Raw genomic sequence first — 22,703 nt, 5'->3', positions numbered from 1 at the left:
CCTCTCCCCATGCCCGCCCGTATCAACGATCCCGAGCAGCTCAAGGAGCTCCTCGGGATCCCCTTCACCCCGGAGCAGACGGCCTGCATCACCGCGCCGCCCGCCCCGCAGGTGATCGTGGCCGGCGCCGGATCGGGCAAGACGACGGTGATGGCCGCCCGCGTGGTGTGGCTGGTCGGCACCGGCCAGGTCGCCCCCGAACAGGTCCTCGGCCTGACCTTCACCAACAAGGCCGCCGGAGAACTCGCCGAACGCGTCCGCAAGGCACTGCTCAAGGCAGGCGTCACCGACCCCGACGTCATCGACCCCGACAACCCGCCCGGCGAGCCGGTGATCTCCACCTATCACGCCTTCGCGGGCCGCCTCCTGACCGACCACGGCCTGCGCATCGGCCTGGAGCCCACCTCCCGCCTGCTCGCCGACGCCACCCGCTACCAGCTCGCCGCGCGCGTGCTGCGCGAAGCCCCCGGCCCCTACCCCTCGCTCACCCGCTCCTTCGCCGACCTGATCAGCGACCTCCTCGCGCTCGACGCCGAACTCGCCGAACACCTCGTCCGGCCCGAGGACCTGCGCGCGTGGGACGCCGGGCTGCTGCGCACCCTGGAGGGCGCCAAGCTCACCAACGCCGACCTGCGCAAGGTGCCCGAGACGGCCGCCGCGCGGCGCGAACTGGCCGACCTGGTGCTGCGCTACCGGGCTGCCAAGCGCGAGCGCGACCTGCTCGACTTCGGCGACCAGATCGCCATGGCGGCCCGGCTCGGCCAGGTCCCCGAGGTGGGCCCGATCCTGCGCGACGAGTTCCGCGTCGTCCTCCTCGACGAATACCAGGACACCTCCGTTGCCCAGCGCATCCTCCTGGCCGGCCTGTTCGGCGGCGGCACCGGCCACCCCGTGACGGCCGTCGGCGACCCCTGCCAGGCCATCTACGGCTGGCGCGGCGCTTCCGTGGCCAACCTCGACGACTTCCCCGAGCACTTCGCGCACACCGACGGAAGCAGGGCGCGGCGCCAGTCGCTCAGCGAGAACCGCCGCAGCGGCGGCCGCCTCCTGGACCTCGCCAACGGCATGGCCGAGCCGCTGCGCGCCCTGCACGCGGGCGTGGAGGCGCTGCGCCCGGCCCCGGGCGCCGAACGCGACGGCGTGGTCCGCTGCGCCCTCCTGGCCACCCACGCCGAGGAGATGGACTGGATCGCCGACTCCGTCGCCCATCTCGTGCGCACCGGCACGGCGCCCGGTGAGATCGCCGTCCTGTGCCGCACGGCCACCGACTTCGCGCAGATCCAGGGCGCTCTGGTGGCCCGGGACATCCCCGTCGAGGTTGTGGGCCTGTCCGGGCTGCTGCACCTGCCCGAGGTCGCCGACCTCGTCGCCGTCTGCGAAGTCCTGCAGGATCCTGGTGCCAACGCCTCCCTGGTGCGGCTGCTCACCGGCCCGCGCTGGCGCATCGGCCCCCGCGACCTCGCCCTCCTGGGCCGACGTGCGCGGCTGCTCGTCGGCCACGCGCGCGGGGCCGGCGACGACGACCCGGACCGCCGCCTCGCCGAGGCCGTCGAAGGCGTCGATCCGTCCGAGGTGATATCGCTCGCGGACGCCCTCGACACGTTCCTGGAGTCGCCCTTGTACGGCGCCGACGGAGCGGGGGAGGACGACGGACTGCCCTTCTCGCCGGACGCGCGCGTGCGGTTCGCACGGCTCGCCACCGAACTGCGCGACCTGCGCCGCTCCCTGGCCGACCCTCTGATGGACGTCCTGCACCGCGTTCTCGCCGTCACCGGCCTCGAGGTCGAACTGTCGGCGTCCCCGCACGCCCTGGCCGCCCGCCGCCGTGAGACCCTGTCCAACTTCCTCGACATCGCCGCCTCTTTCGCTGCCGGCGAGAACGAGGCGAGCCTGCTCGCCTTCCTCGGCTTCCTGCGCACCGCCGCCCAGTACGAGAAGGGCCTCGACAACGCGCTCCCCGGCGGCGAGAACACCGTCAAGGTGCTCACCGCGCACAAGTCCAAGGGTCTGGAGTGGGACGTCGTCGCCGTACCCGGCCTGGTCAGCGGCACCTTCCCCAGCGGTCAGGGCCGGGAGAAGTGGACCGCGCAGGCCAAGGTGCTGCCGCACGAGCTGCGCGGCGACGCCGACACGCTCCCCGACCTCGACTCCTGGGACGCGCGGGGCATGAAGGCCTTCCACGAGGCCATGAAGGACCACCAGCACACCGAGGAACTCCGCCTCGGCTACGTCACCTTCACCCGCCCCCGCTCCCTGCTGCTCGGCTCCGGCCACTGGTGGGGTCCCACCCAGAAGAAGCCCCGCGGCCCCTCCGACTTCCTCCAGGCCCTCCACGACCACTGCGCGGCCGGCCACGGCGAGATCGAGGCCTGGGCGGGCGAGCCGGAGGAGGACGAGGAAAACCCCACCCTGCACCGCGCGAGCGCCGACCAGGTCTGGCCGCTCCCCCTGGACGACGCTGCCCTGGCCCGCCGCCGCGCCGCCGCCGAGACCGTCCTCGCCCACCTGCAGGACCTCAGCTCGCCCGGTCACGGCCCCACCGCCGCCACCCACGACCCCGACGCCTACGACGACCCGGACTGGCCCACACCACCGGACGAGGACGCCCTCGCCCACGACGACGCGACGCCCCACGACGAGCCGCCCCACGGCGAGCCGCCCTACGACGAGGCCGACCCGTTCGAGGACGACCCCGGCGACTGGGACGAGTGGACCGGCGACCGCCCCGCCGTCCCACACCAGGCCACAGCCCCGGAACCCCCCACCGCGCGCGCCCACCCCGCTCACCCGCGCCGGACCCCCCTCACCCCCGAGGAGGCCCGCACCGTCGCCTCCTGGGACCGCGACCTCGACGCGCTCGCCGGCGAGCTCCTGCGCGCCCGCCAGAGCGTCACGGACGTCCCCCTGCCGACGGCCCTGACCGCCTCGCAGGTGCTGCGCCTGGCCGCCGACCCGGACGGTCTCGCGCAGGAACTCGCGCGCCCCATGCCGCGCCCCCCGCAACCGGCCGCGCGTCGGGGCACCCGGTTCCACGCATGGGTGGAGGCCCGCTTCGAGGCATTGACGCTCCCCCTGCTGGAACCGGACGAGCTGCCCGGCGGCGACGCCGAGATCGCCGACGAACAGGACCTGGAAGCCCTCAAGGAAGCCTTCGAACGCACCGAGTACGCCCACCGCACGCCCTACCGCGTCGAGGCCCCCTTCCAGCTCGCCCTCGCCGGCCGCGTCGTGCGAGGCCGTATCGACGCCGTCTACAAGGAGGGCGACGGCGACGCGGCGACGTACGACATCGTCGACTGGAAGACGCACCGAGCCCGCACCGCCGACCCTCTCCAGCTCGCCCTCTACCGGCTCGCCTGGGCCGAGCAGCAGGGGGTGCCCGTGGAATCCGTCACAGCGGCGTTCCTGTACGTGCGCACAGGCGACGTCGTACGACCGGAGGGTCTGCCCGATCGTGCCGCGCTGGAGCGCCTGTTGACCGGGGAAGAGGGCGCCGACGGCAACCTTGAGGGACCGGCCGGGCAGGTAAACCCTGGGCAAGGGCCCGGCGAGGATGTCGGTGCGGGCCGATAGGCTCGTGACCATGAGCCATCCCGTTGACAGTGCCGTCAGCGCCGTGCGGACGTACATCGAGCAGCACCGCGCCGCCTTCCTCGACGACCTCGTCGAGTGGCTGCGCATCCCGTCGGTGTCCGCGCAGCCCGACCATGTGCCCGACGTGCGGCGCAGCGCGGACTGGCTCGCCGCCAAACTCAAGGAGACCGGCTTCCCGACCGTCGAGGTCTGGCAGACGCCGGGCGCCCCGGCCGTCTATGCCGAGTGGCCCTCCGGCGATCCGCAGGCCCCCACCGTCCTGGTCTACGGCCACCATGACGTGCAGCCCGCAGCCCGCGAGGACGGCTGGGACACCGACCCCTTCGAGCCCGTCGTCCGCGAAAACCGCCTCCACGCGCGCGGAGCGGCTGACGACAAGGGCCAGGTCTTCTTCCACACCCTGGGCGTGCGCGCCCACCTCGCCGCCACCGGGCGGAGCGCCCCGGCCGTCCACCTCAAGCTGCTGATCGAGGGCGAGGAGGAGTCCAGCTCGCCGAACTTCCGCGCGCTGGTCGAGGAGCGGGCGGGGCGGCTCGCCGCGGACGCCGTGATCGTCTCCGACACCGGCATGTGGTCCGAGGACACCCCCACGGTGTGCACCGGCATGCGCGGCCTCGCCGAGTGCGAGATCCGCCTCTTCGGCCCCGACCAGGACATCCACTCGGGCTCCTTCGGCGGCGCCGTGCCCAACCCGGCCACCGCGGCGGCCCGCCTCGTGGCCGCTCTGCACGACGCACACGCGCGCGTGGCCGTCCCCGGCTTCTACGACGGCATCGTCGAGCTCACCGACCGCGAGCGCGAGCTCTTCGCCGAGCTGCCCTTCGACGAGGACGACTGGCTGCGCGCCGCCAGGTCGCACGCCACCCACGGCGAGGCCGGACACACCACCCTGGAGCGCATCTGGGCCCGCCCCACCGCCGAGGTCAACGGCATCGGCGGCGGCTACCAGGGCCCCGGCAGCAAGACGATCATCCCGTCGTCGGCGTTCGTGAAGCTGTCGTTCCGGCTGGTAGCCGGTCAGGACCCCGACCACATCGAGAAGGCCGTCCGCGCCTGGGCCGAGGAGCAGGTGCCCGCCGGGATCCGGCACGAGATCGCGTTCAGCCCGGCCACGCGCCCGTGCCTGACCCCGCTGGACCACCCGGCCCTGAAGTCCGTTGTCCGCGCCATGGGCCGCGCCTTCGAAGGACCCGTCCGCTTCACCCGCGAGGGCGGCTCCGGACCCGCCGCCGACCTGCAGGAAGTCCTCGGCGCCCCGGTGCTCTTCCTGGGCGTCTCCGTGCCCTCGGACGGCTGGCACGCGCCGAACGAGAAGGTCGAGCTGGACCTCCTCCTCAAAGGCGTCGAGACCACCGCGTACCTGTGGGGCGACCTCGCCGAGAACTGGCGTCATGCGCCCTGACGCCCTCGCTCGGTCCGGAGGGGACACGCGCGCGGGGCACACTGGACAGACCGGCCCGCACCGCGACACCCCACCGCAACCGGTCGTTCCCTGCCGTACGTCCCGCTGAACCGCCCGCCGAAACAACCGTTCCACCGGGGGAGTTGGAAGTACCCGTGACCACCTGGACCGACCAGAACGCCGATCGACCCATTTCGCTCACCGCGCCCAGCGGCATCGACCGGGCCGCACACCACCGGCTCGACGAGGCCTGGCTCGCCGCTGCGTGGAGCCACCCCACCACGCGGTGCTTCGTCGTCTCGGGCGGCCAGGTCCTCATCGACGAGACGCCCGACGGCCGCACCGAACTCCTCATGACCCCGTCGTTCGAGGCGCCCCTCACCGAGGCGCACCGCTACTTCCTGGGAACCGACGAGGACGGCGTCAGCTACTTCGCCCTCCAGAAGGACGCCCTGCCCGGCCGTATCGACCAGTCCGCGCGCCCGGCCGGGCTGCGCGAGGCCGGCCTGCTGCTGTCGCCGCGGGAGGCGGGCCTGATGGTGCACGCGGTCGGCCTGGAGAACTGGCAGCGCACCCACCGCTTCTGCTCCCGCTGCGGCGAGCGCACCGTGATCGCCGCCGCCGGCCACATCCGCCGCTGCCCCGCCTGCGGCGCCGAGCACTACCCGCGCACCGACCCCGCGGTGATCATGGCCGTCACCGACGAGGAGGACCGCATCCTCCTCGGCCGCCAGGTCCACTGGCCCGAGGGCCGCTTCTCCACCCTCGCCGGCTTCGTGGAGCCCGGCGAGTCCATCGAGCAGTCCGTGCGTCGTGAGGTGTTCGAGGAGGCCGGCATCACCGTCGGCCAGGTCGAGTACATCGCCAGCCAGCCCTGGCCCTTCCCGTCCAGTCTCATGCTGGGCTTCATGGCTCGCGCCACCTCCATCGACATCAACGTCGACGGCGACGAGATCCACGAGGCCCGCTGGTTCTCCCGCGACGAGCTCGGCGCCGCCTTCGAGTCCGGCGAGGTGCTGCCCCCGTACGGCATCTCCATCGCGGCTCGTCTGATCGAGCTCTGGTACGGCAAGCCGCTGCCGACCCGCAGTTTCATCTGAGAACGACACAAAGGGTGGCCGTCCCGGACCGGGACGGCCACCCCTAGGTGCGAGAGGCGCTGCTACCGCGGTCGCATCAGGTCCAAGTCCTCACCCCATGCGTCCAGTACCGCGCCGTGCCCGGCCTGCCGGGCCACTGCCTCGACCTGGGCGAAGAGATGACGTTGCGTGGACACATCGCCCGTTCCCGAGACACGGTCCGTAGCGTCGAGCAGCACGCCGGTGTCCCAGCCGGGCAGCGGAAATCGGGCGAGCTCCCATTCCAGGTACTTGTTGTAGGGGCGCGGACGGCGGTCGAGAGCGAAGAGCAACTCCAGTAGAAACCGCATGCTGTCCGCGGCGTCGAGGCGGGCCGCGAGGGCATGCCCGTCGCGGTCGTCCTTGACCGAGCGGTAGAGGGAGTTGGCGTAGGCGTCGAGCCATCCGCCCGCCTCCTGGAAGGCTTCATCGGCGTCGAGCCGTGCCTTGCCGGCCAGGATCCGGGCGATGCCTCCGTCGAGCCGGTCGAGCACGATCCGGGCGCGGGCGAGGGCGTACCGCTCGAAGCCGGGCATTCCGGCGGCGCGGAACTCGTCGAGGGAGAGGACGACGAGGTCGAGTTCCGGGGTGCGGTGTCCCGTGAACCGGGTGAGGGCCGTCGTCGCGCCATCGGCGAGGACGACGTACAGGTCGTGGTCGGAGTGCTCGGTGGTCATGCCCTCGTGGGCCCGGGAACCTTTGAGGACAAGGCCGACGACAGCGGGATCAGCGGCGGCGAGTTCGACGAACGCGTCGTAGGCGAGGGGCTGCTGAGCGGTCATTGCGTGATCTCCGGTGGGGTGATGACGGGTATGCCGACCGGGCGGCCCCGAACCCGTCGGGGGCGCCCGCACCGTCTGCGGCGGCGCTCGGCCGCCGCCCGGAAGATCAACGCACGGTCGGACCGTACCGCCCGGCCGGCCGAGAGGTCTCGCATTCGGCCGCCTTGCGCACCGCACATACGCCCAGGACGCATGAAACCCCCGATCAGCACCAGGCCGATCGGGGGTTTCGCGTCGAAGAGTCAGACGCCGAGCGCTTGCTTCACCTGGGCGAGGCTCGGGTTGGTCATCACGACCTCAGCCCCACCGCCGGAGGGGACCACCTGAACGGTGGGAACCGTCTGGTTTCCGCCATTCGCCTTCTCCACGAAAGCCGCGGACGCCGGGTCGTGCTCGATGTTGATCTCGGTGTATCCGATGCCTTCGCGGTCGAGCTGCTTCTTCAGCCGCTGGCAGTAGCCGCACCACGTGGTGCTGTACATCGTCACAGTGCCCAGCATGTCTCTTGTGCTCCTTCGGCGAGTCGGGGTTCAGGCGGTCGCAGAGGAGTGAACGTACGTCGGAGGGCTGCCATTCCCGCGAGGCGCTGTGCGCCGGGAGGCCGAGGGTGACGCTCGCCGCATTAGTACGACTGCGGGGCCCCGCCTGTGGACAACCGGCCCGCCGGTCTCCGCCGACCTGGCAGCATGGCCATGTGACAGCAGCAACGCACTCCACCCTTTTCCCGCAGGTACCGGACTCGGCCGACGCGGTGCTCGAAGGGCTCGACCCCGAGCAGCGCGAGGTGGCGACCGCCCTGCGCGGTCCGGTGTGCGTGCTGGCAGGAGCCGGCACGGGCAAGACGCGGGCCATCACGCACCGCATCGCCTACGGCGTGCGGGCCGGCATGCTGCACCCCTCCAGCGTGCTCGCCGTCACCTTCACCAACCGCGCCGCCGGGGAGATGCGCGGCCGGCTCCGCCAGCTCGGCGCCCAGGGCGTCCAGGCCCGCACCTTCCACTCCGCGGCCCTGCGCCAGCTGCAGTACTTCTGGCCGAAAGCGATCGGTGGCTCTCTGCCCCGGCTCATCGACCGGAAGATCCAACTCGTCGCCGACGCGGCCGCCGCCTGCCGCATCCGTCTCGACCGGGGCGAGCTGCGGGACGCCACCGCGGAGATCGAGTGGTCCAAGGTCACCCAGACCGTCCCCGCCGACTACGCCCTGGCCGCCGCGAAGGCGGGCCGCGCGATCCCCCGGGACCCCGCCGAGATCGCCCAGCTCTACTCCGCCTACGAGAACCTCAAGCGGGAGCGCGCCGTCATCGACTTCGAGGACGTCCTGCTGCTGACCGTCGCCGTCCTCCAGGACCGCCACGACATCGCCGAACAGGTCCGCGCCCAGTACCAGCACTTCGTGGTCGACGAGTACCAGGACGTCAGCCCCCTCCAGCAGCGCCTTCTGGAGCTGTGGCTCGGCGACCGGGACGACCTGTGCGTGGTCGGCGACGCCAGCCAGACGATCTACTCCTTCACCGGAGCCACCCCCGACCACCTCCTCGACTTCCGCACCCGCCACCCCGGCGCCACGGTCGTCAAGCTCGTCCGCGACTACCGCTCCACCCCCCAGGTCGTCCACCTCGCCAACGGCCTGCTCTCCCAGGCCCGGGGCCGCGCCGCCGACCACCGCCTGGAGCTGGTCTCCCAGCGCGACCCGGGACCCGACCCCGGCTACACCGAGTACACCGACGAGCCCGCCGAGGCCGAGGGCGCGGCCCGCCGCATCCGCGAGCTCCTCGACGCCGGGGTCCCGGCCGCCGAGATCGCCATCCTGTTCCGCACCAACGCGCAGTCGGAGACCTACGAACAGGCCCTGGCCGACCTCGGCATCCCGTACCAGCTGCGCGGCGCCGAGCGCTTCTTCGACCGACCGGAGGTGCGCAAGGCCGGCGTCGCCCTGCGCGGCGCGGCCCGCTTCGGTGGCAACGACACTCTCCTCGAGGACGCCGTCGACCTGCCCTCCCAGGTGCGTGCCGTCCTCTCGGGCGAGGGCTGGACGTCCCAGCCGCCGGCCGGTTCCGGAGCCGTCAGAGAACGCTGGGAGTCGCTCGCCGCGCTGGTCAACCTCGCCCACGACTTCTCCGCCGCCCAGCCCGGCGCCACGCTCGCCGACCTGGTCGCCGAGCTCGACGAACGGGCCGGCGCCCAGCACGCCCCGACCGTCCAGGGCGTCACTCTGGCCTCGCTGCACTCGGCCAAGGGCCTGGAGTGGGACGTCGTGTTCCTCGTCGGCGTCGCCGAGGGCATGATGCCGATCACCTACGCCAGAACCGACGAGCAGATCGAGGAGGAGCGCCGACTCCTCTACGTCGGAGTCACCCGCGCCCGCGAGCGCCTGCACGTCTCCTGGGCGCTGGCCCGCTCACCCGGCGGCCGCCCGAGCCGCCGCCCCAGCCGCTTCCTCGACGGCCTGCGTCCCGGTTCGGGCACCGCGGTCGGCCGCGGTGGCGCCGGTGGCGCCGGAGGCATCGAGCGCGGCTTCACCGGTACCGCCGTGGGGGCGCCCGCCGTGCCGCGCCGGACCCGGCGCACCCCCGCCCGCTGCCGGGTCTGCGGGCGCACCCTGACCGACGCCGGCGAGATGAAGCTGATGCGCTGCGAGGACTGCCCGTCCGACATGGACGAGGGGCTTTACGAACGGCTGCGGGACTGGCGGGCGGTCCAGGCGCAGCGAGGCGGCCAGCCGGCGTTCTGCGTCTTCACCGACAAGACGCTGATGGCGATCGCCGAGGCCGTCCCCGACGAGGAGGGCGAGCTCGCGCGGATTCCGGGGGTCGGCATACGCAAGCTCAACCGCTACGGAGCCGACGTCCTGGCCATCTGCGCAGGCCAAGACGTCGGAGAGGACGAAGACACGGACTGAGAAGAGGCGGACGGGGGACGGGCGGAGGGCAGACGGGGAACTGATCCGAACTCGTCGGAAAAATAGTTTGCGCATGCCCCGGCAATCCCCATAGGTTCTAAGCCACGGGGACGGCGGCCTTCTCGAAGGCCCTGATTCCGTGCTGTACTTGCATATCCGTCGGACTGGGTTCACCCCGGTCCCCCGAGACGCCGAGAGGAGGCGATTCCAGTGATCATCATCAACAGCAGCTCCACCGCCAAACTGAACGATCGCTCTGTCGTCTCCACGTGCATGCTCGGCATCTCGGTTCTGGGCACCGGTCTGTCCGGCATTCGTGCCGACCGGCTGGCGTCCTCCTCCGTTGCTCCCGCGGGCCTTCCCGTCCGCGAGCGCAATGAGCGACCGACCAAGGCACTGGAAGCAGTAGGGGCACAGGCGCATGCCTATGCCTTTGCGGCAGCCGGTGCCGGATCCCGGAAGCAGACGACGCAGCACCACCTGATGTGGGCCTTCCGTGGGCCAGAACCCTGGAGTGATCCAGCCTGATCGACGATCAGGCCGGCGCCTTCAGGGCCGCGGAACCCCACCCGGGATCCGCGGCCCTTCTGTTTGTCCTCCCACGGGGACGACGGAGCGAAGGGGCCTCGGGACAAGAAAAGAACCCGGTACCAGCCGCCACTCGGCCCCACAGGGCCGGACCGACCAGACGAGGAAGACGAACCGTGCAACTCGAAGCGCACGCCCCGTCCGTACCGCCTTCCGAAACGATCCCCCCGCCCGGCCTCACGGAGGACTCCACCTTGACCCCGCTCACGGCGCTCACCGCGCTCGACGACGCCATCGAGAACCTCGGCGTACCCGTCCCCTGCCGCTCCTACGACCCGGAGGTCTTCTTCGCCGAGTCGCCGGCCGACGTCGAGTACGCCAAGTCCCTCTGCCGCACCTGCCCGCTGATGGAGGCCTGCCTCGCCGGTGCCAAGGAGCGGCGCGAGCCCTGGGGCGTCTGGGGCGGCGAGCTGTTCGTCCAGGGCGTCGTCGTCGCCCGGAAGCGGCCGCGGGGTCGCCCGCGCAAGAACCCGGTCACGGCATGAACACCGCAGGAACGATCGACCGCCCCCTCACGCAAGACCCCAAGAAGCAGGCCCCGATGAAGCCGTTCACCAGCGAGCCCGCAGGCTCCGCGACCGAAGACATCAGCACCACCGGCGCGTACGACTCGCGTCAGAACAGGACCCGCGAGATGCAACTCATCCCAGAAGCCCTGGCTCGTGCGCATATGCACGACCGACTGCACCAGGCCGAGCGGGAACGCCGGGCCGTGCGCCTGGCGACCGCTCGCCGGATGCAGCGTCGGGCCGAGCGCGCCTCGCTGCGCGCCCGCCGGGCGCTCGCCATGGCCGTGATGCAGTAACCACGCACACCTGAAGCGGTGGCCTCCCAACCGAGGGAGGCGAAGCTCTCCCCGCGGGGGTCGGTCCGTCCGAACGGACCGACCCCCGCGGTGCGTTGTGCCGGCGATCCAGCGCAGCGGCGCTATCGTCCCGAAGGTGACGAGTCTTCCCGGAGACGGTGACCGAGGCGGTTCCGCGGCGGAGCCCCGCCCTCTTGCGTGCGCTCGCTGCGGCGCTCGGGCGGAGCAGCCGCCGCCCGTCACCTGGACCTGCTCCGTGGAGAACGGCGTCCGGCGCTACTTCTGCGAGGTCTGCGCCCGCGAGAACCTCAGGGCGATCGAAGGACGGCTCGACTCCGACTGGTGGTGAGGTGTGTCACAGGCGGGTGCCTCAGGCCTCCGCCACCGACCCCTCCGCATCCAAGACTTCCAGCGCTTCCAGGCCCTCCTCCGCAAGGAACCCGGGCAGCCACTCCTCCAGTTCCTCGCGCAGCCGCACCGTGGCGCCGAGCTGGCACAGCACGCCGATCGTGCTGAGCGTCACCCGGTGTATGAGCAGGTAGGCCGGGGGGAGGTTGAGCTGCTTGCCCAGCTGGTGGGCGGGGGAGCGGGGGTCGGCGATCCGGGCCGCCTGGCTGCGCATCCAGCCGCGGGTGAACGTGAACTCCTCCACCCCGGCCGGCTCGATGATCGGTAGCAGGTAGTCGAGGACCGCGTCGGGATCCAGCTCGATGGATTCCTTGACGAAACCCTCCGTGCGGAGAAGTTCGTAGACCTCCTCCGCCTCACCGTCCAGGGTCATACGCAGGGACCGGCCGATGGGATCCGGCAGACCGCCCGGGAGCCGGTCCACGGTGCCGAAGTCCAGGACGCCCAGCCGCCAGTCGTCCTCGCCGTCCGGTCCGCCGGGCAGGAGGCGGAAGTTGCCGGGGTGCGGGTCGGCGTGGAGCAGGCCGGTGCGGGCCGGACCGGAGAACAGGAAACGGGACAGCAACTGGCCGGCGCGGTTGCGCTGCTCAGGAGTGCCGTCGGCGATCACTTCGGACATGGGCACGCCGTCGATCCACTCGGTGATCAGTACTTGGTCGCACTGGTGGACCACCGCCGGGACCACCACGTCCAGATCGTCGGCGAACTCCTCCGCATGAGCCTGCTGGGCCTGCGCCTCCAGGCTGTAGTCGAGCTCCTCGGAGACCCGGTCCCGGAGCTCGGAGATCAGCGGCTTGACGTCCATGCCCGGGATGAGAGGGCCCAACAGGCGGGCGAAGCGGCTGAGTTGGTTCAGGTCGGACAGCAACGCCTCACCCGCCCCGGGGTACTGGACCTTGACCGCGACCTCCCGGCCGTCGTGCCACACCGCTCGGTGCACCTGGCCGATCGAGGCCGCAGCGGCCGGCTTGTCGTCGAACTCCAGGAACAGCTCGGGCCAGTCTGCGCCGAGGCGGTCCGCGAGCACGGAGTGCACCGTGCGGGTCGGCATCGGCGGCGCCGCGTCCTGAAGCTTGGTGAGGGCCGCACGGTATGGGCCGGCGACCTCCTCGGGGAGCGCCGACTCGAAGACGGACAGGGCCTGCCCGAACTTCATGGCACCCCCCTTCAGCTCGCCGAGCACCTTGAAGAGCTGCTCGGCGGTGCGCTGCTGGAGCTCGCGGCCGACGATCTCCGCGGACTCGCCCACGATCCGCTTGCCCAGACCCCAGGTCGCCCGCCCGGCGAAGCCGAGCGGGAGCGCGGCGAGCTTGGCGGTTCGGGTAACCGCCTTCCGGGGAAGATCAGACATGCGCCCTCCAGGTCCCAGCCAGCCGCGCCGCGTCCGTCGTACGGCGTAACTCCGTCGATTGCCGTTGCTCTGCCATTGTCGCGTGCGATGCCTGGTCCTCGGAGGTGTGTTCCCGCTTACCTTTCTCCGCGGCCCCGCACGGACAGTCCAAGTGGGGCCAAACCGGACGCGCGTGCCACTGGAGGGTGGGAGTGGAGACCTCCCAGCGGGCGCCCGCGCTCGACGGCGTCCGGCCGTCGAGGAAGGTGAGGGCGTGGGCGGCCGCCAGCCCGGCGACCGTCGTGGCCAGCGTCAGATCACAGGCGCGCGCCGCGCGTTTCCTCCCGGAGTGCCACTGCGCGACCAGTCGCGGCCACGCCGGGTCCCGGTCGGTGCGTGCCTGCTGCAGGCACCCGGCGCAGCCCGTCTCACCCGGCAGCACGAGCGGCCCGACGACGCCCGTTCCCTCCACGACCCCCGTATAGAGGTGCGGTGTTCCCGACGCGATGAGGGGCTCCGCCGCCGAGGGATCCGGCGCGTGCACGGACACGTCGTCCCGTGGGGCGAGGATCACCAGGGAGAAGCCGGGGGTGTCCGGCTCGGCCGGTGACCCTGTGCTTCGGCGGGGCGGGCGATCCGGGGCGGCCCGGCGCACGGCGCGGCGGGCCGCCTCGTCCCGACGCTCGCCGACCGCCTCGGAGGGCAGGCCGCCCGGCGCGACGTCCTCCGGCTCCACCCGGCCGCCGTCGCGCACGTCCACCTCGCCGATCCCCGCGCCCGACAGCAGCGCCGCCAGCACCGCGCCGACCCGGCCCGCTCCGCGTACCTGGACCCGCAGCCGCCGTCGGGCGGTCAGCTGCTCGATCGCGTCTTGCGGTTCGGAGGTGATGAGGGACAGGGCGGCGAGGTCGGGGCGCAGCCGGTCCAGGACCTCGGTCTTCTCCCGCAGGGCAGCGGCTTCCGGCCCGCCGCCGCGCGCGTCGTCGAGCAGCCCCGCCCGCGCCAGCCGCTCCACCAGCCGGTCGACATGGCCGTCGGGCAGGTCCATGCGGCGGCCTTCCTCGCGCAGCAGCGCGAGCCCTCGGGTGCCGTCCAGCAGGTCGAGGAAACTGCCCGTCGCCGTGTCCACCGGGCCGAGTGTCAGCGCGTGCGCCGGAGTCATTCCGAACTGCACCGTGTTGAGGTCACGCCAGCCGCGCCGCAGCGCAGGCTTCACCATCGGATGCATCAAAGGCCCCCGTATGCCTGGAAACTCCCGTCACGTCGGCGGAACGAGGGGCGTGGGGTCGTCCTCGCTCCGCCGACGAGTGCCAGCATGCCCGGACCCGTCCGAACGTGCCGAAAGTTGTCCACAGGTGGGGGCGTTCATCGTACAAATCCGTCGTATGAGGCAAACGCGGCGGGAGAGATCAGAACCGAACCGTCCCGGAGTCGGGACTTCCCCCGTGTGCAGCGGGTAACGTCGGGGCGTGCCCGCCGACCCACTGCACCGCGCCGGAACGTCACAGCGGAAGCCGACGAGCCAGCCGCCGAGCGGCTCCGGGGTGAGCGCGATCGAGGTCCGCAGGAGCCCCCGTCGCCGCCGGACGGTCTCCGCGTACCGCGAGGGCGACCGCACCATCGTGCTGATTCCTGCCCGGATGTCCGAGGCCGAGGAACAACGCTGGGTGAGCGTCATGCTCGACAAACTCGCCGCCCAGGAGAGTCGGCGGGTGCCCGGCGACGCCGAGTTGGCCGAGCGCGCCGAGCGGCTGTCGGCCCAGTGCTTCGACGGCCGGGCACGGCCTGCCTCGGTGCGTTGGGTGACCAACCAGAACACCCGCTGGGGCTCGTGCACCCCGGCCGAGGGCAGCATCCGTCTGTCGCACCGCCTCAAGGGCATGCCCGAGTACGTCATCGACTACGTCCTCGCCCACGAACTCGCGCATCTGCTCGTGCCCGGCCACGGCCCCGACTTCTGGCGACTGTTGGAGGCGTACCCGCGCACCGAGCGCGCCCGCGGCTACCTGGAGGGCGTCGTCGCGGCCGAACGGCTGCCCCACCTGCCCGGCGCAAGCGACGAGTGACCTGCAACGCGCGCGGAGTGAACGCGTCCGCTCCTACGTGACGCGGGTTGTGTACCGGGTCTGTACCGACATCGTGCGTTGTCGGACTTTGCCGTTAGCCTGACGCGACGCACTCGCAATCGGGATGGGGGACGGTCGTTACGCATGCCCAGGGAATTCCAACGCGGCCACAAGGCCAGGATCAGTGACCTCACCGCGGGCACCGATCTGTACGTAGGCGTGCAGATCGCCGGTCCCGGTCTGACCTTCGACATCAGCTGCTTCGGCCTCGACGCCGACGAACGGCTCTCGGACGACCGGTACTTCGTCTTCTTCAACCAGCCGAAGTCTCCCGAGGAGTCCATCCAGCTCCTGGGCGCCCAGGCGGGCGACACGGAGTCCTTCCGCATCACGCTGGACCGGATCCCGCCGCAGATCCAGAAGCTGGCCTTCACCGCGACCCTCGACGGCGCCGGGCAGATGTCGCAGATCGGCCCCGGCTACCTCCGCATCGTCGCCGGCGGCGAAGAAGTGGCCCGCTACGCGTTCAACGGCTCGGAGTTCACCACCGAGCGGGCCGTGATGCTGGGCGACTTCTACCTGAAGGACGTGTGGCGGTTCGCGGCCGTCGGACAGGGCTTCGACGGCGGACTGGACGCGCTGCTGAAGAACTTCGGCGGCGAGGTCGCCGAGGAGGAGGCCCCCGCCGCCCCGCAGCAGCCGCAGGCCGGCGCCGCTCCGGGCTTCGCCCCGCCCGCCTTCGGCGCACCGTCCGCCCCGGCGCCCGCGCCGCAGCCCGCCGCTCAGGGCTTCGCGCCCCCGCCCGGCGCGACACCGCCGTCCGCCCCGGCGCCCGCGCCCTCGGTGCACGCCGCGCCGACCATCGTCGCGCCGATGACCCCGCCCGGCGGCGGTCAGGTCCCGCCCCCCGCTCCGGCCCCCGCGCCCTACGGACAGCCGCCCCAGCAGCAGCCGTACGGTCAGCCCCCCGCGCCGGCCGCGCCCATGCCGCCCGGCTACGGCCAGCAGCCCCAGGCCCCACAGACGCCGCCCGGCTACGGACAGCCGACCCCACCGCCCGGCTACGGCCACCAGCCGCCGTTCGGGCAGGTCCCGGGCCAGCAGGCCTACGGCGTCCCGCAGGGCGCGCCCCAAGGCGGCGCCGGTGTGACCGCCGCGCTCCAGCAGTTCAAGGAGACGCCCACCGGACAGCGCTGGACGCAGCAGAACAAGAAGCTGATCCGCGTCGACCTCGGCATCGGCGGCCAGCCCGTGCTCGCCCGGCAGGGCAGCATGGTCCTCTACCAGGGCAAGGTCGACTTCAGCTACAAGGGAGCCGGGTTCGCCGGCCGGATCGTGGGCAACGCGACCGGCCAGGAGATGCAGCTGATGCGCTGCACCGGCCAGGGACAGGTCTTCCTCGCCGAGAACTCCACCCACCTGCACCCCGTCGAACTCCAGGGCGACGCCCTCTGCGTCTCCTCGGAGAACGTCCTCGCCTTCGACGAGAGCCTCCAGTACGAGGTCCGCCGCATCGAGGGCCACGGCATCCCCGGGGGCGCGCTGTTCACCATGCAGTTCCAGGGCACCGGCACGATCGTCGTGAAGACGCACGGCACGCCTGTCGTCCTGCCGGTCACGCCCACCACGTTCGCCGACTGCAACGCCGTCGTCGCCTGGTCGGCCGCCTCCCAGGTGGTCGTCTCCAGCCAGGTGCGGATGCGCCGCAACGCCTACCCCGGCGACACCGGCGAGAGCGTCAACCTCCAGTTCCGGGGCGCTCCCGGCAACTTCATCGTCGTCCAGCCGTACGAGGTCTGAGGGAGCCCGTCATGAACCAGCCGCTCGCGGGCTATGCCCCCGCACCCGTCACCGCACGCATGGAGAACCACGGCAACCACATGCTGAAGGTCGCCATGCAGACCGGGAACGACCTCTTCGCGCGCGTGGGCTCGATGGTCGCCTACGAGGGCTTCGTCCAGTACGAGCCCAACCCGCCGGCCGTGCGCCAGATCGCACGCGACTGGATGACCGGCGAGGGCGCGCCCCTGATGAAGTGCACCGGCGACGGCCTGCTCTACCTCGCCGACTACGGGGCGAACGTCGTCGTCATCAACCTCAACGGCGACGGCATCTCCGTCAACGCCACCAACCTGCTCGCCTTCGACGCGCACCTTACGTGGGGCGTCGAACGCGTCAAGGGTCTCGCGAAGTTCGCCGGTCAGGGCCTGTGGAACACCAAGATCTCCGGGCAGGGCTGGGTTGCGCTGACCTCCCGGGGCAAGCCGATCGTCGTCGACTGCGGCGGTGGCGAGGACGAGACCTACGTCGATCCCGACGCGCTCGTCGCCTGGTCGCCCAATCTCAAGGTGAAGGGCAAGCGCAGCTTCAAGGCGCAGTCGCTCATCGGCCGGGGCAGCGGCGAGGCCTACCAGATGGCCTTCTCCGGCCAGGGCATCGTCGTCGTCCAGCCCAGCGAGGACAGCACGGACCGCCTTCGGGTCCGGGGCTGAGGGGGAGCCAGAAACGCCATGCAGAGCCCACTTTTCGCGCACAACGACTCGCAGACCCAGGAACGCTGGAGTCTGCAGAACAAGCAGATGCTCCGGGTCACCCTGGAGGGCCATGACGACATCCTCGCCCGCAAGGGCACGATGGTCGCCTACCAGGGCCTGATGGAGTTCGACGCCGAGTACCAGAACAACCAGCAGGGACGCGCGCGTGCGTACACCGGCGAGGGCCTGGACCTCATGCGCTGCCACGGGCAGGGCACGGTCTACCTCGCCAACCTCGCCCAGCACGTCCACCTCATGGATGTGGAGCAGGACGGGCTGACCGTCGACGGCAGCTACGTGCTGGCCATGGACTCCTCACTGCACTACGACGTCATCGCCGTCGACAGTCAGTACGGCATCTCCGGCTCCGGGAAGTACCAGCTCAACATCACCGGCCGTGGCCGGGTCGCCCTGATGACCTCGGGCGCGCCCCTGATGATGCAGGTCACGCCCGACAAGTACGTCAACTGCGACGCCGACGCGATCGTCGCCTGGTCGACCGGGCTGCGGGTGCAGATGCAGGCCCAGACGCACTCCTCCGGGGTGTGGCGCCGACGCGGCAACACCGGTGAGGGCTGGGAGCTCAGCTTCATGGGCACCGGCTACGCGCTCGTCCAGCCCAGCGAGCTGCTGCCGCCGCAGAACGCGGCGATCGGCTCCGGTCTGGCCGCGCAGTACGGCATGGGGCAGCAGGGGGCACGCGGTCAGAACCAGGGCAACGTCTGGAGCTGAGCGCTCCGCTGGTGGCGCCGCGGTGGGCCCGTCGATCGGCTGCGGGCCCGTCGTGACTGGTCGCGCAATGCCCCGCTCCCCTTCGGGGTGCTGCCGAACCGTCCGGAAAACAAACGTAAGGGGCGGCCGCCTGGAGGGTCGCCCCTTACCCGTTCCGGCTCACAGCCGCGCGCGGGTCGCTTCCAGCAGCCGGACGACCGACTCGTCGGCGACCTCCGCCACCTCGGCGTACGGGAACCAGCGCAGGTCGAGCGACTCGTCGCTGATGGCCGGCACGGCCCCGGCCGGAGCGAGTGCCGCGTACTGGACGTCGAAGTGCCAGGCGCACGGCGTGAGATGCCGGTCCAGGCGCACCGGCCCGTCGGGCAGCAGGGTCAGCCCAGGGATACCCGACTCCTCGGTGCCCTCCCGGAGCGCCGCGGCCGCCAGCGTCGCGTCGACCGGCTCGCAGTGGCCGCCCATCTGCAGCCACTTGCGCAACTTCTTGTGGAGCGTGAGCAGCACCCGCCCGTGCTCGGGGTCGATCACCAGCGCGCTCGCCGTGATGTGGCCGTCCCCGCAGGCCTTCCACATGCCGTCCGGATGCGCCCAGAGATGGTCCAGGTAGGTCTGGCGCAGCTCTTCCTGGCCCTCGTACCCCTTCAGGACGAGGACCGCGTCGTCGTGCAGGCTCACTCGGTTTCGTCGCCCTTGGAGTCGTCCTCGCCGTCGTCCTTCTTCAGGTTCGGCTTCTCGCCGAGGTCGCCGCTCGCCGCCTCGCCGAGCATCTTGTCCCACTCGGAGAAGTCCATGTGCTCGCGGTGCACGAAGCCGTCCGGGTCGTCCAGGTCGGAGGCCGTGGGCAGCATGTCCGGGTGGGCCCACAGGGCGTCCCGGCCGTCGACCCCGCGCGCGTCCGTCAGCGAGGCCCACAGACGGGAGGCGTCCCGCAGGCGGCGCGGGCGCAGCTCCAGACCGATCAGCGTCGCGAACGTCTGCTCCGCGGGACCGCCCGTGGCGCGCCGGCGGCGCAGCGTCTCCCGCAGGGCGTCGGCGGACGTCAGGCGCGGCTTCGCGGCGGCGTGCACCACCGCGTCCACCCAGCCCTCGACGAGCGCCAGGGCCGTCTCCAGGCGGGCCAGGGCGGCCTTCTGCTCCGGGGTGTCCTCCGGCTGGAACATGCCCTGCTGCAGCGCGTCCTGCAACTGCTCGGGGTTCTGTGGGTCGAACTGACCGACCACGTCCTCCAGCTTGGCCGTGTCGACCTTGATCCCGCGCGCGTAGCCCTCGACCGCGCCGAACAGGTGCGAACGCAGCCACGGCACATGCGCGAACAGACGCTGGTGGGCGGCCTCGCGCAGCGCGAGGTACAGCCGCACCTCGTCCTTCGCCACGCCCAGGTCGTTGCCGAACGCCTCCATGTTCACCGGCAGCAGCGCGGCACGCCCGGCCGGGCCGAGCGGCAGACCGATGTCGGTCGAGCCGACGACCTCGCCCGCGAGCACGCCCACGGCCTGCCCGATCTGCGAGCCGAACATCGCGCCGCCCATGGAGCGCATCATGCCGATCAGCGGGCCGGCCATGGCCTGCATCTCCTCCGGCAGGACATCGCCCATGGCCGCGCCGACGCGCTCGGCGACCGGATCGACGAGCTCCTTCCACGCGGGCAGGGTCGCCTCGACCCACTCCGCGCGGGACCACGCCACGGCCGAGGCCGCGCCGGACGGCAGGGACGTGGCGTCGTCCAGCCACAGGTCGGCCAGGCGGACGGCCTCCTGGACCGCGGTGTGCTCGGCGGGACCGACGCTCACGTCCTTCACGCCGTCGGAGGTGCCCTGGGAGACCGTCTGGCGGGCGATCTGCTTGGCCATGTCCCAGTTCACCGGGCCGCCCTCGTAGGAGAGCATCTGGCCCAGCTGCTGGAACGCGGCCCCCAGGTCGTTGGGGTTCAGCGAGCCGAACATCGCGGCGAGCGGATTGTCGGCGCCCGGGCCGCCCGGGCTGCCGAAGCCTCCGGCACCGGGCAGCCCGCCGAAACCGAACGGGTTGGCCGGTCCCTGACCACCGCCGCTCTGCGAGTCCTTCTTCTTGCCCTCGTCGCCGTCTTCCGGCTCCTCCGGCGGAAGGCCGAATCCGAATGGGGTGTCACTCACGGGGTTCCTCGGCTGGTAAGGCCACCGGTTCTCGGCCGGCGGCGACTGCCCTGCAACACCACCCAGCGTAGACACCCCGGCTCGATCGGGCCTCGGTGCTTCGCCGACTCCTGGCCTGCGGCAGGATGGATGCCACTGGTACGTACGCGTCACTCGCGCCCGTATGCCAAGACAACCGCTGGAGACACCTGGTGAGTTCCCCAGATCCGCAGGTTCGCGCAGCGCGAAACCGCTCAGCCCCGAGCGGTGCGCGCGGGCCCGTAGTCGCCGTGACCGGTGCCGCGACCGGGGTCGGCGCGCTGCTCACCGAGCGGCTCGCCGCGTCCGAGGAGGTCAAGCAGGTCGTCGCCATCGACGAGCGGCGGGGCGAGTGCGACGCGGCACAGTGGCACATCCTCGACGTCCGCGATCCCGCGATCGCCGAAAAGCTCCGCGGGGCGGACGTCGTGGTCCACCTCGCGCTCGACCTCGACCTGGGGAGTGACGCCGCCGCCCGGACGGCCTACAACGTGCGCGGTACGCAGACCGTGCTGACGGCCGCCGCCGCGGCCGGGGTGCACCGCGTCGTGCTGTGCACCTCCGCGATGGTCTACGGAGCGCTCGAGGACAACGAGCTGCCGCTCTCGGAGGACGCGGAGCTGCGGGCGACGGCGGAGGCCACCGGCGTCGGCGACCTCCTGGAAATCGAACGGCTCGCCCGGCGTGCGCCCCGGGCGCATCCGGGGCTCAACGTGACCGTGGTGCGGCCCGCGGTGCTCGTCGGAGGCACCGACACGGCGCTGACGCGGTACTTCGAGTCGCCGCGGCTGCTGGTCGTCGCCGGGTCGCGGCCGGCCTGGCAGTTCTGCCACGTCGAGGACCTCGTGGGCGCTCTGGAGTACGCCGTCCTGGAGAAGGTCGACGGCGAACTGGCCGTGGGCTGCGACGGGTGGCTGGAGCAGGAGGAGGTCGAGGAGCTCAGCGGGATCCGGCGGATGGAGCTGCCGTCCGCGGTCGCGCTGGGCGCCGCGGCCCGGCTGCACCGGATCGGGCTGACGCCGTCTCCGGCGGGCGACCTGGCGTACACGATGTACCCCTGGGTGGTGAGCGGGAGCCGGTTGCACGACGCGGGGTGGCGGCCGCAGTGGACCAACGAGGAGGTGCTCGCGGAGCTGCTGGAGGAGGTGTCCGGGCGGCACACGGTCGTCGGGCGGCGACTGGGACGGAAGGACGCGACGGCTGCCGGCGCGGCGGGGGCGACGGTCGCGCTGCTGGGCGCGGCGGCCGTGGTGCGCCGGGCTCGGAAGGCGCGGCGTCGGTAGCGTCGGCGGGCTGATTCTGTAGGTCGTTCCAAAGCGGCACGCGCGTGTGCTGGGTGATCTGCCGTTTCGCCTGCCTTCCGGCGTGCGGCACGATGGGGGTATGGCAGCCACCAACCACCATCCCGGCGAGCAGGCAGCGCACGATCCCATCAAGCTGATCGCCGTTCGTGAGACGGCGCTCTCCCTGGACGAGGTCTTCAAGGCCGTAGGGGACGACGCGGCCGGTGGGACGGCGCTGTTCGTGGGCACCGTGCGCAACCACGACGGGGGCGCCGACGTCGACGCGCTCGGGTACTCCTGCCACCCCAGCGCCGAGGCGGAGATGCGGCGGATCGCCGAGAAGGTCGTCGCCGAGTACCCGGTGCGGGCGCTGGCCGCCGTGCACCGGATCGGGGATCTCCGCGTCGGTGATCTCGCCGTCGTCGTCGCCGTGTCGTGTCCGCACCGGGGGGAGGCCTTCGAGGCCTGCCGGAAGCTGATCGACGACCTCAAGCACGAGGTGCCCATCTGGAAGCACCAGACGTTCTCCGACGGTACTGATGAATGGGTCGGCGCGTAGCGCCGTCGTTGAGGGGTGGTGGTCGGGCGACGGGAGGGCGGGTCGGCGCGTAGCGCCGTCGTTGAGGGGTGGTGGTCGGGCGACGGGAGGGCGGGTCGGCGCCTGCTGAGCCCGCAGCGCCCCCGCGATGCCCGTCCGCTACGCCCTGCCGACCACCCGTCCGGTTGCGTAACCGGCCCCCTGCCGTGAGCGTTGTCAGTGCGGATGGTTAATCTGCTGATCAGTCAGTTGCGGTGGCACATCGGGGTTGGGAGGTCGGCATGGCTGCGCTCGCGTGGTTGCTGATTCCGCTGGTCGCCGCGATCGGCGCCGGTCTGTGGGGCAGCTGGGCCAACCGGACCCGGAAGGCCCGCAGCGACGGCCCTGAGCTGGACGGATACGCCCGCTTCCGCGCGGCCATGGAGAAGCCCCACTCGCGTGCGTGACCCGGGTGGCAGCCCTGACGGTGCGCTG

Annotated in this window: 21 protein-coding genes; 15 read left to right on the top strand and 6 right to left on the bottom strand. The window is 71.9% G+C overall.

Going from position 1 to position 22,703, the window contains the following annotated elements; all coding sequences use genetic code 11:
• Nucleotides 1-9 precede the first annotated feature (9 nt).
• The 3 genes from ACIBAF_RS15560 (at nucleotide 10) to nudC (ending at nucleotide 6,096) form a co-directional block, all read left to right on the top strand.
• Complete coding sequence (locus ACIBAF_RS15560) at nucleotides 10-3,573, top strand: UvrD-helicase domain-containing protein (protein WP_399463729.1); 3,564 nt, start codon at nucleotides 10-12, stop codon at nucleotides 3,571-3,573.
• Nucleotides 3,574-3,583: 10 nt separating this feature from the next.
• Entirely contained in the window at nucleotides 3,584-4,996 is a 1,413-nt protein-coding gene (locus ACIBAF_RS15555) for a dipeptidase (RefSeq protein WP_399463728.1), read from the top strand.
• Between the two features lie 155 nt (nucleotides 4,997-5,151).
• Nucleotides 5,152-6,096 (top strand): NAD(+) diphosphatase, encoded by a 945-nt coding sequence (nudC, locus tag ACIBAF_RS15550; protein WP_399463727.1) that lies wholly within the window; start codon nucleotides 5,152-5,154, stop codon nucleotides 6,094-6,096.
• A gap of 62 nt (nucleotides 6,097-6,158) precedes the next feature.
• Here nudC and ACIBAF_RS15545 read toward each other — a convergent pair whose 3' ends face one another.
• Together ACIBAF_RS15545 and ACIBAF_RS15540 are read right to left on the bottom strand one after the other, a co-directional pair.
• Nucleotides 6,159-6,896 carry a hypothetical protein gene (locus ACIBAF_RS15545; RefSeq protein ID WP_399463726.1) on the bottom strand — a complete coding sequence of 246 codons (738 nt, stop codon included), beginning with the start codon at nucleotides 6,894-6,896 and terminating at the stop codon, nucleotides 6,159-6,161.
• A 242-nt stretch (nucleotides 6,897-7,138) separates the two neighbouring features.
• Entirely contained in the window at nucleotides 7,139-7,396 is a 258-nt protein-coding gene (locus tag ACIBAF_RS15540) for a mycoredoxin (RefSeq protein ID WP_399463725.1), read from the bottom strand.
• Nucleotides 7,397-7,590: 194 nt separating this feature from the next.
• Between ACIBAF_RS15540 and ACIBAF_RS15535 the strand changes: the two genes are divergently transcribed.
• From ACIBAF_RS15535 to ACIBAF_RS15515, 5 genes are all read left to right on the top strand, one after another.
• Nucleotides 7,591-9,795: an ATP-dependent DNA helicase UvrD2 gene (locus ACIBAF_RS15535; RefSeq protein ID WP_399463724.1), complete on the top strand. Its 2,205-nt coding sequence runs from the start codon at nucleotides 7,591-7,593 to the stop codon at nucleotides 9,793-9,795.
• Nucleotides 9,796-10,005: 210 nt separating this feature from the next.
• On the top strand, nucleotides 10,006-10,323 hold the full coding sequence (locus ACIBAF_RS15530; RefSeq protein WP_399463723.1) for a hypothetical protein: 318 nt from the start codon (nucleotides 10,006-10,008) through the stop codon (nucleotides 10,321-10,323).
• A 176-nt stretch (nucleotides 10,324-10,499) separates the two neighbouring features.
• On the top strand, nucleotides 10,500-10,868 hold the full coding sequence (locus ACIBAF_RS15525; protein WP_005480495.1) for a WhiB family transcriptional regulator: 369 nt from the start codon (nucleotides 10,500-10,502) through the stop codon (nucleotides 10,866-10,868).
• A complete protein-coding gene (locus ACIBAF_RS15520; protein ID WP_399463722.1) occupies nucleotides 10,865-11,188 on the top strand; it encodes a hypothetical protein in 324 nt (107 codons plus the stop codon). Before ACIBAF_RS15525 ends, ACIBAF_RS15520 begins: the two co-directional genes overlap by 4 nt.
• A 136-nt stretch (nucleotides 11,189-11,324) precedes the next feature.
• Nucleotides 11,325-11,537, top strand: coding sequence for a hypothetical protein (locus tag ACIBAF_RS15515; RefSeq protein ID WP_399463721.1), 213 nt, complete (start codon nucleotides 11,325-11,327; stop codon nucleotides 11,535-11,537).
• 21 nt (nucleotides 11,538-11,558) lie between these two features.
• On the opposite strand, the gene ACIBAF_RS15510 is transcribed toward ACIBAF_RS15515, so the two are convergent.
• Nucleotides 11,559-12,947 (bottom strand): ABC1 kinase family protein, encoded by a 1,389-nt coding sequence (locus ACIBAF_RS15510; protein WP_399463720.1) that lies wholly within the window; start codon nucleotides 12,945-12,947, stop codon nucleotides 11,559-11,561.
• Nucleotides 12,940-14,154 (bottom strand): TOMM precursor leader peptide-binding protein, encoded by a 1,215-nt coding sequence (locus ACIBAF_RS15505; protein ID WP_399463719.1) that lies wholly within the window; start codon nucleotides 14,152-14,154, stop codon nucleotides 12,940-12,942. The genes ACIBAF_RS15510 and ACIBAF_RS15505 overlap by 8 nt, the downstream gene beginning before the upstream one ends.
• 241 nt (nucleotides 14,155-14,395) lie before the next feature.
• Here ACIBAF_RS15505 and ACIBAF_RS15500 point away from each other — a divergent pair, with 241 nt between their 5' ends.
• The 4 genes from ACIBAF_RS15500 to ACIBAF_RS15485 all read left to right on the top strand — a co-directional run bounded on the left by ACIBAF_RS15500 (nucleotide 14,396) and on the right by ACIBAF_RS15485 (nucleotide 18,258).
• Nucleotides 14,396-14,992, top strand: a complete 597-nt coding sequence (locus tag ACIBAF_RS15500; RefSeq protein WP_399463717.1) for a M48 family metallopeptidase — start codon at nucleotides 14,396-14,398, stop codon at nucleotides 14,990-14,992.
• A gap of 144 nt (nucleotides 14,993-15,136) precedes the next feature.
• The gene (locus ACIBAF_RS15495) at nucleotides 15,137-16,792 is read left to right on the top strand and encodes a TerD family protein (RefSeq protein ID WP_399463716.1); all 1,656 of its coding nucleotides are present in this window, start codon (nucleotides 15,137-15,139) and stop codon (nucleotides 16,790-16,792) included.
• 11 nt (nucleotides 16,793-16,803) lie between these two features.
• Nucleotides 16,804-17,484 carry an AIM24 family protein gene (locus tag ACIBAF_RS15490; RefSeq protein ID WP_079659796.1) on the top strand — a complete coding sequence of 227 codons (681 nt, stop codon included), beginning with the start codon at nucleotides 16,804-16,806 and terminating at the stop codon, nucleotides 17,482-17,484.
• A gap of 18 nt (nucleotides 17,485-17,502) precedes the next feature.
• Nucleotides 17,503-18,258, top strand: coding sequence for an AIM24 family protein (locus ACIBAF_RS15485; protein ID WP_399463714.1), 756 nt, complete (start codon nucleotides 17,503-17,505; stop codon nucleotides 18,256-18,258).
• A 159-nt stretch (nucleotides 18,259-18,417) separates the two neighbouring features.
• Here the strand turns inward: ACIBAF_RS15485 and ACIBAF_RS15480 are convergent, their stop codons facing one another.
• Entirely contained in the window at nucleotides 18,418-18,933 is a 516-nt protein-coding gene (locus ACIBAF_RS15480) for an NUDIX hydrolase (protein WP_399463713.1), read from the bottom strand.
• The gene (locus ACIBAF_RS15475; RefSeq protein WP_399463712.1) at nucleotides 18,930-20,390 is read right to left on the bottom strand and encodes a zinc-dependent metalloprotease; all 1,461 of its coding nucleotides are present in this window, start codon (nucleotides 20,388-20,390) and stop codon (nucleotides 18,930-18,932) included. Before ACIBAF_RS15475 ends, ACIBAF_RS15480 begins: the two co-directional genes overlap by 4 nt.
• 191 nt (nucleotides 20,391-20,581) lie before the next feature.
• Between ACIBAF_RS15475 and ACIBAF_RS15470 the strand changes: the two genes are divergently transcribed.
• From ACIBAF_RS15470 to ACIBAF_RS15460, 3 genes are all read left to right on the top strand, one after another.
• Nucleotides 20,582-21,691 (top strand): SDR family oxidoreductase, encoded by a 1,110-nt coding sequence (locus ACIBAF_RS15470; protein ID WP_399463711.1) that lies wholly within the window; start codon nucleotides 20,582-20,584, stop codon nucleotides 21,689-21,691.
• Between the two features lie 100 nt (nucleotides 21,692-21,791).
• Nucleotides 21,792-22,250, top strand: coding sequence for a molybdenum cofactor biosynthesis protein MoaE (locus ACIBAF_RS15465; RefSeq protein ID WP_399463709.1), 459 nt, complete (start codon nucleotides 21,792-21,794; stop codon nucleotides 22,248-22,250).
• A 260-nt stretch (nucleotides 22,251-22,510) separates the two neighbouring features.
• Nucleotides 22,511-22,675: a hypothetical protein gene (locus ACIBAF_RS15460; RefSeq protein WP_399463707.1), complete on the top strand. Its 165-nt coding sequence runs from the start codon at nucleotides 22,511-22,513 to the stop codon at nucleotides 22,673-22,675.
• The last annotated feature ends 28 nt before the right edge of the window (nucleotides 22,676-22,703 follow it).

Origin of the sequence: Streptomyces sp. NPDC051677 (genome assembly GCF_044453465.1) — a bacterium.
Lineage (GTDB): Bacteria > Actinomycetota > Actinomycetes > Streptomycetales > Streptomycetaceae > Streptomyces.
The sequence above is the reverse complement of the archived record's forward strand: the minus strand, read 5'-3'. Positions and strand labels throughout refer to the sequence as shown.